The 17,937-nt window shown below is 62.2% G+C and carries 15 protein-coding genes; 12 read left to right on the forward strand and 3 right to left on the reverse strand.

The genetic code is table 11. The annotated features are described in order from the left end of the window. Positions 1–179: 179 nt before the first annotated feature. The 11 genes from pyrH (at position 180) to lpxB (ending at position 11,475) form a co-directional block, all read left to right on the forward strand. Positions 180–902 carry a UMP kinase gene (pyrH, locus tag NKJ06_RS01885; protein ID WP_082525466.1) on the forward strand — a complete coding sequence of 241 codons (723 nt, stop codon included), beginning with the start codon at positions 180–182 and terminating at the stop codon, positions 900–902. Positions 903–1,005: 103 nt separating this feature from the next. Then, the gene (frr, locus tag NKJ06_RS01890; RefSeq protein ID WP_013531759.1) at positions 1,006–1,560 is read left to right on the forward strand and encodes a ribosome recycling factor; all 555 of its coding nucleotides are present in this window, start codon (positions 1,006–1,008) and stop codon (positions 1,558–1,560) included. 34 nt (positions 1,561–1,594) lie between these two features. Next, the gene (locus NKJ06_RS01895) at positions 1,595–2,329 is read left to right on the forward strand and encodes an isoprenyl transferase (protein WP_352808738.1); all 735 of its coding nucleotides are present in this window, start codon (positions 1,595–1,597) and stop codon (positions 2,327–2,329) included. Continuing rightward, positions 2,326–3,141 (forward strand): phosphatidate cytidylyltransferase, encoded by an 816-nt coding sequence (locus NKJ06_RS01900; RefSeq protein WP_352808741.1) that lies wholly within the window; start codon positions 2,326–2,328, stop codon positions 3,139–3,141. Before NKJ06_RS01895 ends, NKJ06_RS01900 begins: the two co-directional genes overlap by 4 nt. Before the next feature lie 103 nt (positions 3,142–3,244). Continuing rightward, on the forward strand, positions 3,245–4,387 hold the full coding sequence (gene rseP / locus NKJ06_RS01905) for an RIP metalloprotease RseP (protein WP_352808743.1): 1,143 nt from the start codon (positions 3,245–3,247) through the stop codon (positions 4,385–4,387). Between the two features lie 217 nt (positions 4,388–4,604). Beyond that, positions 4,605–6,971 (forward strand): outer membrane protein assembly factor BamA, encoded by a 2,367-nt coding sequence (bamA, locus tag NKJ06_RS01910; protein ID WP_352627786.1) that lies wholly within the window; start codon positions 4,605–4,607, stop codon positions 6,969–6,971. A gap of 75 nt (positions 6,972–7,046) precedes the next feature. After that, positions 7,047–8,105: a UDP-3-O-(3-hydroxymyristoyl)glucosamine N-acyltransferase gene (gene lpxD / locus NKJ06_RS01915; protein WP_352627785.1), complete on the forward strand. Its 1,059-nt coding sequence runs from the start codon at positions 7,047–7,049 to the stop codon at positions 8,103–8,105. Continuing rightward, positions 8,098–8,565, forward strand: coding sequence for a 3-hydroxyacyl-ACP dehydratase FabZ (fabZ, locus tag NKJ06_RS01920; protein WP_352627784.1), 468 nt, complete (start codon positions 8,098–8,100; stop codon positions 8,563–8,565). The genes lpxD and fabZ overlap by 8 nt, the downstream gene beginning before the upstream one ends. Before the next feature lie 13 nt (positions 8,566–8,578). Then, positions 8,579–9,412 carry an acyl-ACP--UDP-N-acetylglucosamine O-acyltransferase gene (lpxA, locus tag NKJ06_RS01925; RefSeq protein WP_352627783.1) on the forward strand — a complete coding sequence of 278 codons (834 nt, stop codon included), beginning with the start codon at positions 8,579–8,581 and terminating at the stop codon, positions 9,410–9,412. After that, positions 9,399–10,307 (forward strand): LpxI family protein, encoded by a 909-nt coding sequence (locus tag NKJ06_RS01930; protein WP_502905580.1) that lies wholly within the window; start codon positions 9,399–9,401, stop codon positions 10,305–10,307. Before lpxA ends, NKJ06_RS01930 begins: the two co-directional genes overlap by 14 nt. After that, positions 10,300–11,475 (forward strand): lipid-A-disaccharide synthase, encoded by a 1,176-nt coding sequence (gene lpxB, locus NKJ06_RS01935; RefSeq protein ID WP_352627781.1) that lies wholly within the window; start codon positions 10,300–10,302, stop codon positions 11,473–11,475. Before NKJ06_RS01930 ends, lpxB begins: the two co-directional genes overlap by 8 nt. 117 nt (positions 11,476–11,592) lie before the next feature. Here lpxB and gltA read toward each other — a convergent pair whose 3' ends face one another. Further along, on the reverse strand, positions 11,593–12,921 hold the full coding sequence (gene gltA, locus NKJ06_RS01940) for a citrate synthase (protein WP_352627780.1): 1,329 nt from the start codon (positions 12,919–12,921) through the stop codon (positions 11,593–11,595). 184 nt (positions 12,922–13,105) lie between these two features. Further along, positions 13,106–14,530: a glutamate--tRNA ligase gene (gene gltX, locus NKJ06_RS01945; RefSeq protein WP_352627779.1), complete on the reverse strand. Its 1,425-nt coding sequence runs from the start codon at positions 14,528–14,530 to the stop codon at positions 13,106–13,108. Positions 14,531–14,632: 102 nt separating this feature from the next. On the opposite strand from gltX, the gene NKJ06_RS01950 reads away from it, so the two are divergent. Beyond that, positions 14,633–17,092, forward strand: a complete 2,460-nt coding sequence (locus tag NKJ06_RS01950; RefSeq protein WP_352808746.1) for a ComEC/Rec2 family competence protein — start codon at positions 14,633–14,635, stop codon at positions 17,090–17,092. Here the strand turns inward: NKJ06_RS01950 and lexA are convergent. Then, positions 17,086–17,838, reverse strand: a complete 753-nt coding sequence (lexA, locus tag NKJ06_RS01955; protein ID WP_352627777.1) for a transcriptional repressor LexA — start codon at positions 17,836–17,838, stop codon at positions 17,086–17,088. The genes NKJ06_RS01950 and lexA overlap by 7 nt on opposite strands. Positions 17,839–17,937 lie beyond the last annotated feature (99 nt).

Genomic DNA, 17,937 nt, shown 5'->3' on the forward strand with positions numbered 1-17,937 from the left:
CCCGTCCCTGGGCCGGGGGGGGGGGGGGGGTGGCGCCACAACCGCCCCCCCCAGGGGGGGGGGGGCGGCGGGTGCCGCGGCGGCCCCCCTTCGTGTATCGGAACGCCATTGTTTCGGGGTGGCGCCTGCGCGAGTTGGCGGCCACCCGGAACGCGCCACATGCAAATGACGAGGACCAGATGACGGTGAAGCCCCTCTACCGACGTGTCTTGCTGAAAGCGTCGGGCGAAGCACTGATGGGCGAACAGCATTTCGGCATCGACGTTTCAGTGGTGGATCGCATCGCCGCCGATATCGCCGAGGCTCGCGCACTGGGCATCGAGGTCGGTGTCGTCATCGGCGGCGGCAACATCTTTCGCGGCGTGGCCGTTGCCTCCAAGGGCGGTGATCGCGTTACCGGCGACCACATGGGCATGCTTGCCACGGTGATCAATTCGCTGGCGCTGCGCACATCGCTGAACAAGATCGGTGTCGACGCCGTGGTGCTTTCGGCGATCGCCATGCCCGAGCTTTGCGAAAGTTTTTCGCAGCGCCAGGCGACCGCCTACATGAACCAGGGCAAGGTGGTGATATTTGCCGGCGGAACCGGCAATCCGTTCTTCACCACTGATTCGGCCGCCGCCCTTCGCGCGGCTGAAATCGGCGCCGACGCGCTGTTCAAGGGCACTCAGGTCGACGGCGTCTACTCGGCGGACCCGAAGAAAGACCCAAATGCGACACGTTTCGAGCGCATCAGTCATGGCGAAGTCATAAATCGCGGCCTTTCCATCATGGATACGGCAGCGATTGCACTTGCGCGCGAAAACAACATTCCGATAATCGTCTATTCGATCCACGAAAAAGGTGGTTTCGGCGATATTCTAAGGGGCGGCGGCCGCTGCACGGTCGTCGCGGACGATTGATCCGGGGCCTGATCCCGAAAAAGGGGAAGCCGGTTTTCGAAAATCAGGCTCGAACACGGCCCCGAAGCAGTGAACCCGCGTCAGACGGGTCGAGGAGACTAGGATGAGTGGTGAGTATGACGATCTCAAGCGGCGCATGGATGGGGCGATCGCCGCGTTCAAGCATGATCTGGCCTCGCTGCGGACCGGTCGCGCCTCCAGCAACCTGCTCGACGCGATCCAGGTGCAGGCCTATGGCACCACCATGCCGATCAATCAGGTCGCCAACGTCTCGGTGCCGGAGCCGCGCATGATCTCGGTATCAGTCTGGGACAAGTCGATGGTCGGCGCGGTCGACCGGGCAATCCGCGAATCCAATCTGGGTTTCAACCCGATCGTCGACGGCACGAACCTCAGGATTCCACTGCCTGAACTCAACGAACAGCGCCGCAAGGAACTGGTCAAGATCTCGCACACCTATGCCGAGAACGCCCGGGTCGCCGCGCGCCATGTGCGCCGCGACGGCATGGACTTTCTGAAGAAGGCGGAGAAGGACGGCGACATCAGCGAGGACGATCAGCGCAAGCGCTCCGACCAGGTCCAGAAACTTACCGACGAGACAATCAGCACCATCGACCACCTGCTTTCCGATAAGGAAGCTGAAATCATGCAGGTTTAGGGTCTTGGCCATAGGCTGACCCGAAAGCGAGAACATGACAACGCCCGCGCATGTCGCGATCATCATGGACGGAAATGGACGCTGGGCCAAGGCGCGCGGCATGCCTCGTCTTGCTGGCCATCGTGCCGGCGTCGAGGCGCTGCGCAAGACGGTGCGCGCCGCACCCGGGCTCGGTATCTCCTACCTGACCGTCTATGCTTTCTCGTCGGAGAACTGGTCGCGGCCGAAGTCCGAGGTCAGCGACCTGATGGGCCTCTTGAAAATGTTCATCCGCCGTGATCTGGCCGAATTGCACCAGAGTGGCGTGCGGGTCAGGATCATCGGCGACAGGGCAGGGCTGCAGCCCGATATCAGGGGGCTGCTCGACGAGGCCGAATCGCTGACTGCCGGAAATGAATCACTGACGTTGGTGATCGCCTTCAACTATGGCGGCCGCGACGAGATCGTGCGCACTGCGCGCAAGCTTGCATTAGCCGTGGCGCGTGGCGAACTCGACAGCGAGGCGATATCAGCCGAAAGCTTTGCCGCAGCTCTCGACACGCATGGCATTCCCGACCCGGAACTGGTCATCCGCACCAGCGGCGAACTGCGGCTGTCGAACTTCCTTCTGTGGCAGGCCGCCTATAGCGAGCTCGTCTTCCTGCCTTGCTACTGGCCCGACTTCAGCCGCGAGCACCTTGCCGAGGCCTTGCGCGAATTTGCCAGCCGCGAACGCCGTTTCGGCGGACTTGGGGCCCAGGACGTCGCTTCGCGACCGGCCGCGGGATGAGCAATCTCCGGCTGCGCGTCATTTCGGCGATCGTGCTTGCCATCATCACCCTTGGCTTGACCTGGCTCGGCGGTCTGCCGTTCCGCTTGCTGTGCGCCGTGATGGCTGTGGTGATCTTCTACGAATGGACCCGCATGTCGCGTCCGGCCGGGGCCACGGGTCTGGGTTTCCTGCCTGAAGCGCTGCTGGTTGTCTTCATTGGCGCCCTGATTGGCGGTCTTGCCGCATCCTGGCTGCTGCCGCTTGTGGTGGTCATGGTTGCCGCAACGGCGATCGCCGCCTCGGTTCGCAAAGCCGGACAATGGGATGCGAGCGGTCTTGCCTATGCCGCCGTTTCAGGCTTGTCGCTCGCCTTGCTGCGCGATGGCGACCGTTCAGGCCTCATCGCCATCCTGTTCCTGTTCGCGGTCGTCTGGGCCACCGATATTTTTGCGTATTTCGTTGGCCGTGCGGTTGGAGGCCCGAAGCTGGCCCCGTCCATCTCGCCCGGCAAGACACGCAGCGGCGCGCTCGGCGGCGCTGTGGGCGGCATTGTCGCGGGCCTAATCCTCGCCGCCGCTGCCGGTGTCGGCAATCTGGCATTGCTCGGCCTGGTGGCGCTCGTGCTGTCGATTGTCTCACAGGCTGGCGACCTGTTTGAATCCTGGGTCAAACGCCGGCACGACCGCAAGGATTCGGGTGCGCTGATCCCGGGCCATGGCGGCGTCATGGATCGTGTCGACGGGCTTGTCGCGGCGGCTTTCGCCCTATACGTCATTGGCTGGATTTCGGCGACCGCCGATCATCCGGCGCAGGGTTTGTTTCCCGTTTGAGTGGTGTCATTTCCGGTCCGATGCGCGGCGCGCCTTGGATTCGCCCGGATTGGTGTCACAGTCACTGCACACTCTGCGCCGTGGAAGAATTTGAGGGTTTGTCTTGAACGAGATTCTTCACGCGCTTTTCAGCACAGAAGGCTTTGTCCTCGGCACGCTGGTGCCGTTCCTCTTCGTGCTGACCGTGGTCGTGTTCGTCCATGAAATGGGCCATTACCTTGTCGGGCGCTGGTGCGGCATCGGCGTCAGGGCGTTCTCGATCGGCTTCGGCCCGGAACTCTTCGGCTTCAACGACAGCCACGGCACGCGCTGGAAACTGTGCGCGATACCGCTTGGCGGCTATGTCAAATTCGTCGGCGACATGAACGCCACCTCGAGCCAGCCCACGTCGGAAGAACTCGGAACGCTGACGGAGGAGGAGCGCAAGGTCGCCTTTCATACGCAGCCGATCTGGAAGCGCGCGGCGACAGTGGTGGCCGGACCGCTGTTCAATTTCCTGCTGACGATCGTCGTCTTTGCCGTGCTGTTCACCGCCTATGGCCGTTATGTCGCGGAGCCCATGGTGGCCGAGGTGACAGCCGACAGCCCGGCGGCGAAGGCCGGCATCCTGCCCGGCGATCGATTCGTCAGCGTCGACGGCAACAAGGTCGAAACCTTTGGCGACGTCCAGCGCCTGGTCTCGGGCCGCGCCGACGATATCATCACCTTCGTCATGCTGCGCGACGGCAAGGAGGTCACGGTGACCGCGGCGCCGCGGCTGATGGAACAGGAAGACGCGCTCGGCAACAAGGTCAAGGTCGCCGTGATCGGCGTCGTCAACAACAAGGAACTCGGCCAGCCGCGGCTCGTCACCTACACGCCCGTCGGGGCGGTTGCAGCGGCAGTCGAGGAAACCGGACACGTTATCCAGCGCACAGGTCAGTTCCTCCAGCGCTTTGTCGTCGGGCGGGAAGACAAATGCCAGTTGGGCGGCCCGGTGAAGATCGCCGACATGGCCGGCAAGGCGGCGAAATTGGGATTCGAATGGCTCGTACAGCTGGTTGCACTGCTGTCGGTTGGCATCGGGATTCTGAACCTTTTGCCGATTCCCCCCCTCGACGGCGGCCATCTGTTGTTCTACGGGGTGGAGGCCGTCATTCGCCGTCCGGTGTCGGAACGGATGATGGAAATGGGCTATCGGGCCGGGTTGCTTCTGGTGCTGTGCTTCATGGGGTTCGTTTTCTGGAACGATCTGTTTGGGTGCTGAAATCATGAAGAAATTTGGCTTCTGCATGGGCGATGTTGAGACGCCGTTTACCATGCACGGGGATATGAGTGACGCGAAAGCCACGCCGCAGGGTTAAGTAAATACAAATTAACCAGAAGCCTTGCGTGTAGGGAAAATCCGGTTAATACGGTAGGAGAAATTACCGCACGTCCGGTTTTCTCGCCGTGGGGACTACGAGAAAAGGTTATTAAGCCCGATGAAGGCAGCATCCAAGTTTCTGAGCGCCGCTTCCGCGGTGACCCTGTCCGCGGCTCTTGTCGTGCCAGGCGCTCTCGCAGTGCAGTTCGTTGCCACATCGGCGGCCGAAGCCGCTGTCGTCAGCAGAGTCGAAGTGAGCGGCAACCAGCGTATCGACGCTGAGACCATCCGCAATTACATCATCATCAAGCCGGGCAAGGCCTTCTCCAGCTCCGATATCGACAGTGCGGTCAAGGCGCTGTTCGGCACCGGCCTGTTCTCGGATGTACAGATCAACCAGGTCGGCTCGACGCTGGTGGTCAAGGTCGCCGAGTACCAGGTCGTCAACCAGGTGCTGTTCCAGAACAACAAGAAGCTCAAGGACAACGCCCTTGCGGCCGCGGTGCAGCTGAAGCCGCGCGGAACGTTCTCGCAGGCGACGCTCGATGCCGACGTCGAATCGGTCAAGGCTGCCTACAAACGTATTGGTCGCGACGATGTGACCGTGACCACCCAGGTCATGCAGCTTGGCGACAACCGCGTAAACGTGGTCTTCAACATTACCGAAGGCGACCGTACGCAGATCGCGGCGATCAATTTCGTCGGCAACAGCGCCTATTCGAGCCGCCGCCTGTCGGATGTGATCAATACCAAGCGCTCGTCCTGGCTCTCCTTCGTCCTGCGCGACGACGTCTATGACGACGACAAGCTGCGCGCCGACCAGGAGCTGCTGCGCCGCTTCTACTACAATCACGGCTATGCCGACTTCCAGGTTGTGTCCGCTGTCGGCGAGCTTGACAGCGCGACGAACAAGTACACGGTCACCATCACCGTCCAGGAAGGCGACCGCTACACGTTCGGTGACGTCAGCGTCGAAAGCACGATCCCGGAAGTCGACAGCAAGTCGCTGGAATCGGTGGTCGAGACCCAAAAGGGTGACGTCTACAACGCCAAGGACGTCGAGGATTCCATCATCGCGCTGACCGAGAAGGTGGCCGGTTCCGGCTATGCCTTCGCGCAGGTGACGCCTCGCGGCGACCGCAATTTCGAGAACCACACCATTTCTGTGGTCTATACGGTCGACCAGGGTACCAAGGCCTATATCGAGCGCATCGAGATCCGTGGCAACGACCGCACGCGTGACTATGTCATTCGCCGCGAGTTCGACGTCAGCGAAGGAGACGCCTTCAACCAGGTGCTCATCCAGCGTGCGAAGAAGCGCCTGGAAGCCCTCAATTACTTTGACAAAGTCGACATCTCGACGGTGCCGGGCTCGCAACCCGACCAGGTCGTGCTGGTGGTCGACGTGGTCGAGAAGTCGACCGGTGAATTCTCCGTCGGCGCCGGTTATTCGACCGGTGGCGACACGTCCGGTCCGTCGGTCGAAGGATCGATCACCGAGCGCAACTTCCTCGGTCGTGGCCAGTTCATCAAGCTGTCGGCAGGCGGCGGCAAGAATTCGCGCGACTATAGCCTGTCCTTCACCGAACCCTATTTCCTCGGACGGCGCATCGCCGCCGGCTTCGACATCTTCAAGCAGACTAGGGAATACGACAACTACGACAGCGATACCTTGGGCGCGACGGTGCGCTTTGGCCTGCCGATCACAGACAGCATCTCGACCCAGCTAGCTTACAACATCTCGCAAGAGAAATATAAGCTGGATGATGATTGCGTGACCGGTGGCGTTTACGATCCCCTTAAATGTGATGTTTCGACGGCTATCCTGGATGGCATCGAACAAAGCCCGTGGCTCAAGTCGTCGGTCAGCTTGGGGCTGATCTACAACACCATCGACGATATGAAGAACCCGCATGAAGGTATCTACGCCACCACGACGGCCGAATTTGCCGGCGTCGGCGGCGATGCCAAGTATGTGAAGGTGACTGGACGCGGCAGCATCTATCAGACGCTCTCGGAGCAATTCGATCTGGTTGGTCTCGTCTCGGCTGGCGCAGGTCATGTCCAGGGCTATGGCGGCGACGGCAGTTTGCGTATCTTTGATCAATTCCAGAGCACTGACCGCATGATCCGCGGTTTCGAATATGGCGGTATCGGTCCGGCGGACAGTGTTACGGGCGACCATCTCGGTGGAACGACGTATTTCAATGCCTCGGCTGAAGCACAGTTCCCGATGCCGGTCATTCCGGAAAGCTTCGGTCTGCGCGGTGCTGTATTCGCGGACGCTGCAACGCTCTATGGCAGCAAGATCGACACGACCGCCACCCAGACTTCGGTTGGCATGAAGCTGCGCGCTTCGGTCGGTGTCGGCCTGATGTGGGCGTCGCCGTTCGGCCCGATCCGTATCGACTATGCGATCCCGGTCAAGAAGGAAGCGTCCGACGACGTGCAGGAATTCAACTTCGGCATATCGACCCGCTTCTGATCGGCGGTTAACGATGCTCCCGGGTCTTTCAGGTCCGGGAGAAATGTTCCGACCTAGCTGGATATAGCTTCTGGAATGACCGATCCGGTGTTCTTCGCGCCATCACGCCGGTATACGGCGGGCGAAGTCGCGAATCTGACCGGCTCGCTGCTCGTCGATTCCGGCCACTCCGATATTTCGATCGGGGCGCTCGCGCCGGCCAGTGAGGGCGGTGAGAATGCGCTCGTCTTTGTCGACGGCAAGCGTAATTCCGCGCTGATGCCGTCATTGCGGGCGGCCGCGGTGCTGTGCCCGGCGGAATTTGCCGGCAAGGCGCCGGCCGGCGTTGCCGTTCTGGTTCATCCGCGTCCGCAACAGGCCTTCGCGTTTGTCGGGCGCCTGCTGTTTCCGAGGGCGGCGACGCCGGGGCCGATGACGAGTGAAACCGGTGTCTCGCCGCATGCTTATGTCGATGCGACCGCGCATGTCGAATCCGGTGCCGTCATCGAGGCCGGCGCGGTCATCGGGCCGGGGGCTTCGATCGGCAGCGGTACCGTCATCGCGCCCAGCGCCGTCATCGGACAATCCTGCCAGATCGGTCGCGACGGCTATGTCGGGCCGGGCGCCAGCATCCAGTACGCCTTGATCGGCAACCGAGTCATCATCCATGGCGGTGCCAGGATCGGCCAGGATGGCTTTGGCTTCGTCGGCGGTGCCAAGGGGCCCGAACGCGTGCCGCAGATCGGCCGCGTCGTCATTCAGGACGACGTCGAGATCGGCTCCAACACCACCGTCGATCGCGGCGCCATGTCCGACACGATCATCGGCCAGGGCACCAAGATCGACAATCTCGTGCAGATCGCCCATAACGTCCGCATCGGCCGCAATTGCATAATAGCCGGGCTTTCGGGTATTTCGGGTTCCGTGGTCGTGGGTGACAATGTCACCATGGGCGGCGGTGTCGGGCTTGCGGATCACCTGACCATCGGGTCTGGGGCCAAGCTTGCCGCCAGAAGTGGATTTATGAGCAATGTCCCTGCAGGCGAGATCTGGGGCGGTTATCCGGCACAACCAATGGCGGAAGCCATGCGGGAGATAGCCATGCTGCGCAAGCTCGCCAGGACCCGCAAACAGGGCGAGGGAGGCAATGGCTGATATGATCGCGTCGACGACGCTGGAAGCGGTCGACATCATGGGGTTGATGAAGCTCCTGCCGCACCGCTATCCGTTCCTGATGATCGATCGCATCGTCGACATCGACGGCGACGAGTCCGCCGTCGGCATCAAGAACGTGACCATAAACGAGCCGCATTTTCAGGGCCATTTCCCCGACCAGCCGGTCATGCCGGGTGTACTCATCGTCGAGGCGATGGCGCAGACGGCCGGCGCCATCTGCATCCGCAGCTTGGGCACAGAGAAGCCGTCGCTGGTCTATTTCCTGACCATCGACAACGCCAAATTCCGCAAACCGGTCGTTCCCGGCGATCAGTTGAAGATCCATGTCAAGAAAATCAAGAAACGCGGCAACCTGCTCAAATTCGCTTGTGAAGCCATGGTCGACGGCGCCAAGGCGGCCGAAGCTGAGATTTCAGCCATGATGGTCACCAGCGACTGACGAACGAATGCTTATGAAAATCAAGACATCCATCCATGCTTCCTCCGTTGTGGAGCAAGGCGCGCAAATCGGCCAAGGCGTGCGCATCGGACCGTTCTGCCACGTCGGCGCCGATGCGGTGATCGGCGATGGCGTCGAGCTGGTCAGTCATGTCTCGGTGATGGGCGCGACGTCAATCGGCGCCTCGACCAAGGTCTATCCGATGGCGACATTGGGCGCACCGCCGCAGAACACCAAGCACAAGGGCGGCCGCACCACGCTGGTCATCGGCAAGAACTGCACGATCCGCGAAGGCGTGACCATGCATCTCGGCACCGATTCCAGCCGGGGTGAGACGACGGTCGGCGACAATGGCAATTTCCTTGCTTACGCCCACATTGCCCATGATTGCGTCGTCGGCAACAACGCGACCTTCGCCAATGGCGCGACGCTGGGCGGCCATTGCGAGGTCGGCAACAACGTCTATATCGGCGGCCTGACCGCCGTGCATCAGTTCGTCCGTATCGGCGACAACGCCTTTCTGGGCGGCTGCTCGGCGATCGTCGGCGACGTCATTCCCTTTGCAATCGCGGTCGGCAACCGCGCCAGCCTGCGCGGCCTCAACATCATCGGCCTGAAGCGCTCCGGCCTGCCGAGGTCCGAAATCCTTGTGCTGCGCAAGGCTTACAGGATGATCTTCGATCGTTCCCGCACCGTTGGCGAGAACATCGAATTCGCCAAGGCGGAGTTCGCGTCGTCGCCGACCGCCATGAAGATCATCGATTTCATCACCAGTCGCGGCAAGCGGCACTATGCTGTGCCGTCGCTAAAGGGCGGCGATGGCAACGATGTCGATGACGAAGACTGAGACAGAAACAGAAGCAACTGGTCTCGTTCTCGCACCAGGCGCCAGGGTAGGCGTTATCGCCGGCGGTGGTCATCTTCCCGTGGAAGTCGCCCGGGGTCTTGAGGGGCAGCGCTATCCCCCATTCATCATCATGGTCGAAGGCGAGGTCGACCGTGGATCCGAACTCTACAGATACGAGCACGAGAGCCTTGCTCTCGAACAAATCGGCGCGCTGGCTTCGTTGCTGAAACGCCGGAAGATCACCCATCTCGTTCTGGCTGGTGAGATCAAACGCCGGCCAAAACTGACCGACATGCGGCTAAGTTTCGGCCTGCTCGCGCTGGTGCCCATGCTGGTGATGGCGCTCGCCCGTGGCGATGACGGCCTGCTGAAGATTCTGGCACGCGGTCTCGAGGCTCGCGGGGTCAAGATCGTCGGCGCCCATCAGGTCGTACCGGATCTTGTCGCTGTCGAGGGTGTCCTGACCAAGGCTGCTCCCTTGAAATCGGATCGGCGTGATATCGAGGCCGCGTACGCGGCTGCGAAAGCCATCGGCGCGCTCGACATCGGTCAGGCGGCGATCGCCATTGGCGGCCGCGCCATCGCCCTGGAGGGCATCGAGGGGACGGACGGGCTGCTCCGGCGCACGAAGGAGCTGCGCGGCCATGGCAGGCTTGCCGGCAGGACGCGTGGCGTCCTTGTCAAATGCGCTAAACCGGGTCAGGAGCTGCGAGCCGATCTGCCCTCGATTGGCCCGCAGACGATCGAGGCGGCGCATGCGGCCGGGCTGACCGGCATCGCCATCGAAGCCGGCCGATCACTGGTTCTCGAGGGTCCCGAAACCATCGCACGTGCCAATGCACTCGGTCTGTTCGTCATTGGCCTGTCTGCCGCGACGGAGCCGCACAATGGCTGACAGGGCATTGAAGATCGCCATCGTCGCCGGCGAGGAGTCCGGCGATCTGCTCGGCGCCGATATTGTCGAGGCGCTGAAACGCGCAACCGGCCGCGACATCAGGCTCATCGGTATTGGCGGACGCCATTTGCAGGCGCTAGGGCTTGCTTCCCCGTTCGATGGCAGTGAGATTGCCCTCATGGGCTTTACCGCCATCCTGCGTGATCTGCCGCGCTTGATGCGGCGCATCGGCCAGATGGCAAATCTGGTCGCCGGTGAACAGCCGGATTGTCTCATCACTATCGACAGTCCGGATTTTTCGCTGCGCGTGGCAAAGAAGGTGCGCGCCGCCAACCCTTCGATCCCGATCATCCACTATGTCTGCCCCAGCGTTTGGGCATGGCGGCCGGGCAGGGCGGTGACGATGAAGCCCTATGTCGACCATATCCTGTGCATCCTGCCCTTCGAGGTGAGAGCGCTCGACCGCCTTGGCGGTCCGCCTGGAACGTATGTCGGCCATCGCCTGACCCATGATCCGGGCGTGCTCGGCGCCGCGAAGATGCAAGGGCCTGAACGCGACCTGTCCCCCGATCGTGTCAAGACGCTGCTCGTGCTGCCGGGCTCGCGTCGCGGTGAAGTGCGCCGGCTAATCGGTGTTTTTGGCGAGACGGTGTCTGTCTTGCGCGCGCGCGGACACCGGCTGCGGCTGCTCTTGCCGACGGTGCCGCATGTCGCGGATCTGGTCAGGGCCTCGGTCGCCAGCTGGGATGAAAAGCCGGAGATCCTGCTCGAACCGGTGCGCAAATGGCAGGCTTTCGGCAAGGCCGATGCGGCGTTGATCGCGTCGGGAACGGTATCGCTGGAACTGGCGTTGTCGGGCGTGCCGATGATCTCATGCTACCGGCTGGATCCGGTCATGCGCATGGCGCAAGCCCTGATCACGGTGTGGAGCGCCGCCCTGCCCAATCTGATCGCCGACCGGACGGTCGTGCCGGAACACTACAACCAGTATGTGAGGCCGCAATATCTGGCGCGGCAGCTTGAGGCGCTATTTTCCGATACGCCCTACCGCAGCTGGCAAAAGGACGGCTTCGCCGAGGTCGCCAGGCGCATGGCGACCGATCGTCCCTCAGGTGACATCGCCGCGCAGGTGGTGATGCGGTATATCAAAAGAGCGAGTAGCGAGTAGCGAGTAGCGAGTAGCGAGTAGCGAGTAGGAAGAAGGCGGTTCTCACCGCCTCGGTCTATATAAAACTCCCTATTCGCTACTGGCTATTCGCTATTCGCTATTCGCTCTCGTCCCCTGTCACCGCTTGGCGATCGGCACGTAGTCGCGCTCCGGCGCACCGGTATAGAGCTGGCGCGGGCGGCCGATCTTCTGGCGCGGATCCTCGATCATCTCTTTCCACTGCGCGATCCAGCCGACGGTGCGGGCGACCGCGAACAGCACGGTGAACATGGTGGTGGGGAAGCCCAGCGCCTTCAACGTGATGCCGGAATAGAAGTCGACGTTCGGGTAGAGCTTTTTCTCGATGAAATAGGGATCGGTCAGCGCGATCTTTTCCAGTTCCATGGCGATGTCGAGCAGCGGATCGTCCTTGATTCCGAGTTCGCCCAGAACCTCGTGCGCCGTCTTCTGCATGATCTTGGCGCGCGGATCGTAGTTCTTGTAGACGCGGTGGCCAAAGCCCATCAACCGGAACGGGTCGTTCTTGTCCTTGGCGCGCGCGATGAACTCGGGGATGTGGTCGACATGGCCAATCTCGCCCAGCATGTTGAGCGCCGCTTCATTGGCGCCGCCATGGGCTGGCCCCCACAGGCAAGCGATGCCGGCGGCGATGCACGCGAACGGGTTGGCGCCCGAAGAGCCGGCGAGACGAACGGTCGAGGTCGAGGCGTTCTGCTCGTGATCGGCGTGCAGGATGAAGATACGCTCCATGGCGCGCGCCAGCACCGGATTGATCTTGTATTCCTCGCACGGCACGGCAAAGCACATATGCAGGAAGTTGGCGGCGAAATTCAGCTCGTTCTTCGGGTAAATGAAGGGCTGGCCGATGTGGTATTTGTAGGCCATCGCCGCGATCGTCGGCATCTTGGCGATCAGCCGCATGGAGGCAACCATGCGCTGGTAGGGGTCGGAAATGTCGGTGGAGTCGTGATAGAAGGCCGACAGAGCGCCGACCACGCCGCACATCACCGCCATTGGGTGCGCATCGCGGCGGAAACCGGTGAAGAAGCGCGACATCTGTTCGTGCACCATGGTGTGGCGCGTCACGCGGTAGTCGAAATCGTCCTTCTGGGCCTTGGTCGGCAATTCACCGTAGAGCAGGAGATAGCAAACCTCGAGGAAGTCGCCGTGTTCGGCCAACTGGTCGATCGGATAGCCGCGGTGCAAGAGGATTCCGGCGTCGCCGTCGATGAAGGTGATTTCGGACTCGCAGCTTGCCGTCGAGGTGAAGCCGGGATCGTAGGTGAAGGCGCCGGTGGTGGAGTAGAGCGAGGCGATGTCGATGACATCAGGCCCGACCGAACCGCTTCGCATCTTGAATTCATGGGTCTTGCCGGCGAATGCAAGCGTTGCCGTGGCCTCCTGGGTCTTGCCGCCCAAATCCAGTTTTTTCGCAGCTTCGGTCATTGCAAACTCCTTCTTGTTTCCTCATGCCGGCAAAGGCAAATTCTGCAAAGCGACACGTCGAAATCACCGCAATGCGCTTATTCGCCACCGCATTTCAGGAGGGTGCGTGCCAGATTGGGCCAAGGCCTAATGTTGCACTGCGAAACCCGCCTTTCAATGCCAATCTTCTTGGGCCAGTTTGCTCCTAATCGATTTGGTCTGCTATGCGCGCCAGGCTTTCCTCGCGGCCGAGCACGGCAAGCACATCGAACACGCCCGGCGAGGTGCTCTTGCCGGTCAATGCGGCGCGCAAAGGCTGGGCCACGGCGCCGAGCTTGTGGCCGCCGGCCATGGCAACCTCGCGGATCGCGGCCTCCGCTGCAGCCGCTGTCCAGTCGCTCGTAAGCCCGTTCAAAGCTTCGTGAGCGCCGCGCAGGATATTGCGGGCATCGGCATTGAGCACAAGGGCCGCCTTGTCATCGATCGGCAGTGGCCGCGTGGCGAACAGGAAGGCGGCGCCATCGACGAGTTCGACCAGCGTTTTGGCGCGCTCCTTCAGGCCCGGAAGTGCCGCCAGCAACTGCGCCTTGTTGCTGTCGTTCAGGCGCGCCGCCATCGCCGGGCCGCCTTCGAGATAGGGCAGAGTGGCGATGAAGATATCGAACAGTTCGGCGTCGCTCATGCGGCGCATATGCGCGCCGTTGATCGCCTCCAGCTTGGCGAAGTCGAATCGGGCCGCGCCCTTGTTGACATCGCCGATATCGAACCAGGAAATCATGTCCTCGATCGACATGATCTCGTCGTCGCCATGGCTCCAGCCGAGGCGCGCCAGGTAGTTCAGCAGCGCCTCGGGCAGATAACCCATGGCACGATAGGCCTCGACGCCCAGCGCGCCGTGCCGTTTCGACAGCTTGGCGCCATCGGCACCGTGAATCAGCGGGATATGCGACATGGACGGCACGTCCCAGCCCATGGCGTTGTAGATCACCGTCTGGCGGGCGGCGTTGGTCAGATGATCGTCGCCGCGAATGATATGGGTTACGCCCATGTCATGATCGTCGACGACGACGGCATGCATATAGGTCGGGTTGCCGTCCGAACGCAGGATGATGAAGTCATCGAGATCCTTGTTGGGAAAGCGCACCTCGCCCTGGACACGGTCATGGACGATGGTCTCCCCCTCGGTCGGCGCCTTGATGCGGATGGCGCCCTTGGCGCCTGCAGGCGCTTCTGAGAGGTCACGGTCACGCCAGCGGCCATCATAGCGTGGCGGCAGTCCCTTGGCTCTGGCCGCCTCGCGCATCGCCTCCAGCTCGGCTGGCGTGGCATAGCAATAATAGGCCTTGCCCATGCGCACCAGCTCCTCGGCCACCTCGCGATGGCGCGGCGCACGCTCGAACTGCGACACCGGCTCACCGTCCCAGCTGAGGCCGAGCCAGGAAAGCCCGTCGAGGATGGCAGAGGTCGCGGCTTCGTTGGAGCGTTCGCGGTCGGTGTCCTCGATGCGCAGCAGCATCGTGCCGCTCGTGTGCTTTGCGTACAGCCAGTTGAACAGCGCCGTGCGCGCGCCGCCTATATGCAGGTAGCCGGTGGGCGAGGGGGCAAAACGGGTTACGACCTTGTCGGACATGGAACTCTCGGAAAGCATCTGAAGCGGGGTGCGGTTGCGCGGACTTTCGCGCGCCCGGCGTTCATGTAGCATAGGGTGTCGAGGGCGCAAGGGGCAGACCCGATGGCTGGACGAGGCTGGGGCTCGGATCAGGGCGAGGACGCTGCCGTTGGCGTCAGCGAGCGATCCCTGTTTGCGCCTCTGCCAACTCCGCTGCCGACGCCATCGCCCCTCATGCCGGATCCCGGCAAGGCGCCGCTTCAAGCGGATGTCTCCGCCTCCGTTCCAACTGCCGAAACCGGCAGGATCGTACGCGTTCGCCGGCAAATCGGCCGGATTTCGCTGCCTCGCCTGCGCTACAGCGTGGCCGCGGCCGCAGGGCTGGAACTCGACCGTGGCGTGGCCTTCCTGCTGGTGCCGGTCTGCCTGGCGAGCGGAGCGATCGGCTATTTTTCGCTGGCGGCGGAGCCGGACTTCGCAAAGCCTGTCGCAGTCGTCATCTTGGCGGGGCTCTGTGCGCTGATCTCGCGTTCCTGGCCGAGAACCCATTTGTGCTTCATGGCGGCGCTTTTGTGTGTGCTCGGGCTGCTCGCCGCAAAGGTCGAGACATGGCGCGCCGGCACACAGATGCTGGGTTCGGAAATCTCGACGCAGGTGACCGGCCGGATCGTCTCGGTCGACCGGATGGAGAGCGGCCGCATCCGGCTGACCATCGACGTGACGTCGACTGCAAGGCCGAAACTGCGCTATGCGCCGGAGAGGGTGCGGCTTTCGACACGAAAGATCCCGGCGGACATGACCGCCGGCTCCCTGATCACTGGATATGCCAGGCTGTTGCCGCCGACCGGGCCGGTGCGGCCGGACAGCTACGACTTCTCCTTCGACAGCTATTTTGCCGGCATCGGCGGCAGCGGGTTCTTTCTCGGCAATCCAAAACTCGTCGTCACCGACGACTATATGCCGCTGGCAGCCCGCCTTTCCTCGGGGATCGAAAAAGCCCGTGAAGCCATTGCCGATCACATCAGGGGCAGCGTCGGTGGCGCCGAAGGCGAGATCGCCGCGGCGCTGATCGTCGGCGTTCGCGCCGGCATCCCCGATGAAATCAACGAAGCGATGCGGCGCACCGGCATTTACCACATCATCTCTATTTCCGGACTGCACATGGCGTTGGTCGCCGGCACCATCATGGGTTTGCTGCGCGGCGCCTTCGCCCTGTTTCCGGATTTTTCCGCGCGTCGCCCGGTCAAGAAATACGCCGCCGCCGCCGCACTTTTCTCGATCGCCGCCTATCTCATCATTTCCGGGGTCGTCGTTGCCGCCGAGCGCAGTTTCATCATGCTGGCGGTGATGCTGATTGCAGTGCTGTTCGATCGAGCGGCGCTGACGATGCGCAATCTGGCGATCTCGGCGATCGCCGTCATTGTGGTGTCGCCGCACGAGGTGGTCGGCCCGAGTTTCCAGATGTCCTTCGCCGCGACCGCCGCACTCGTCGGCGCCTACGCCGGCTGGGCGGATCATCGTGCAGGAAAGGCGAGACCACCGCCGCCAAAGCGATCGCTGCCCAGTTTCCTGACGCGAAAATTCCTGCTGGCGGCGGGCGGCCTTTCCATGACTTCCATCATCGCCGGCGGCGCCACGGCGCTGTTTGCCATTTGGCATTTTCAGCGTGTGTCGCCGCTCAGCCTGTTCGCCAATCTGGCCATCATGCCCATCGTGACAGTCGTCATGTTTCTGGCCGTCGCCAGCGCGTTGCTGATGCCGTTTGGGTTGGACTGGCCGGCCCTCTACCTGATGGGCAAGGGACTTACGCTGATGATCGCCATATCGGGCTGGATCTCCGAGCGTTCGCCTGTCGATGCGGTCGGACTGATTTCTCAGCAGTCTGTCCTGCTGGTGGCGATTGCCCTGGTCATCGCGACGATGGCGACGACATGGCTGCGGCTCGCGGCTCTTCCCTTCGCGCTTGCCGGCCTGCTGACCGTCTCGGATACGCGCACACCCGACGTGCTGATCTCGGAGGACGCAAGGCTGGTTGCGTTGCCGATCGGCGGTGGCGAACTTGCCGTCAGCCGCGCGCGCCCGAACGAATTCACCGTCGACAACTGGAAACGCGCGCTGACATCCGAAACCATCGTCATGCCGGAGGTGTTCAACGAAGGCGATGGCCAATTCGACGTCAGGGATGCCGCTGAAATGCCGCCGGGAGCGCCGTTCTATTGCACATCAGGCGTTTGTCTCGCCAGGCATCCGTCCGGTGCATTCATTGCCTATGTCGAGGATCGAAAGGACACCTGGAAAGCCTGTGGTTTCGCCGACCTGATCGTCATCAATGACGCGACGGCCTATGACGCCTGTCACAACCCACTGGTTCTCGTCATCACCAAACGGCAACTGGCTCGCAAAGGCAGTGCTGCCGTCTTCTTCGATCGCCAATCGGCGACCACGCCAGCGACAATCAGCTTCGCCGTGGACAGGCCATATCGGCCCTGGCATGTACAACGCAAATTCTCGCGTGAGGCGAGGGGACTGCCGCCCTTCCAGAGACCCGAGAAGCCAGCGGCTAAACCGCAGCCGCCTCAGTAGCGGCGGATCAAACCGACGAGCTTGCCTTGCACCTTGACCCTGTCGGGTCCGAAAATCCGGGTTTCATAGGCCGGATTGGCGGCTTCGAGAGCAATCGAGGCGCCCTTGCGGCGGAACCGCTTCAGCGTCGCTTCCTCTTCATCCACCAGCGCCACGATGATCTCGCCGGGGCTGGCCGTATCGGCATTGCGGATGATGACGGTATCGCCGTCGAAGATGCCGGCCTCGATCATCGAGTCACCCTTGACCTCCAGGGCATAGTGCTCGCCGCCCATGATCATGTCCGGCGGCACCGAGATCGAATGCGTCTGGTGCTGGATGGCATCGATCGGCACACCGGCGGCGATACGACCCATCACCGGGATCGACACGGCGGAGACCACGTCGTCGTCATTGCCGGCCGAAGGCATCCGCGAAGACGCCGGCTTGATCTGTCGGCCAACGCCGCCCTGACCGAGACTAGTCTGACCAAGACTGCCCTGGATGACGCTTGGCGAGAACTTTTTCGCCGCGTTGAGGCCGGGCGCGATCGAGTCCGGCAACCGCAGCACTTCCAGCGCGCGTGCCCGGTTGGGCAGTCGGCGAATGAAGCCGCGCTCTTCCAGAGCCGTGATCAACCGATGAATTCCGGATTTGGAGGCAAGGTCGAGCGCCTCCTTCATCTCGTCGAAGGATGGCGGAATGCCGCTTTCCTTCAGGCGTTCATGGATGAACATCAGCAGTTCGTGTTGCTTGCGTGTCAGCATGGCGGCCCCCAGGGTACCTAAAACCAGAATCAGAAAACAAACCCAGAACAAACACTATCTGTTCCAGTTGTGTTCCGCAACTGTTTAAAGTTTAATGAA

This window comes from Mesorhizobium sp. M0293 (assembly GCF_040321735.1).
Lineage (GTDB): Bacteria > Pseudomonadota > Alphaproteobacteria > Rhizobiales > Rhizobiaceae > Mesorhizobium.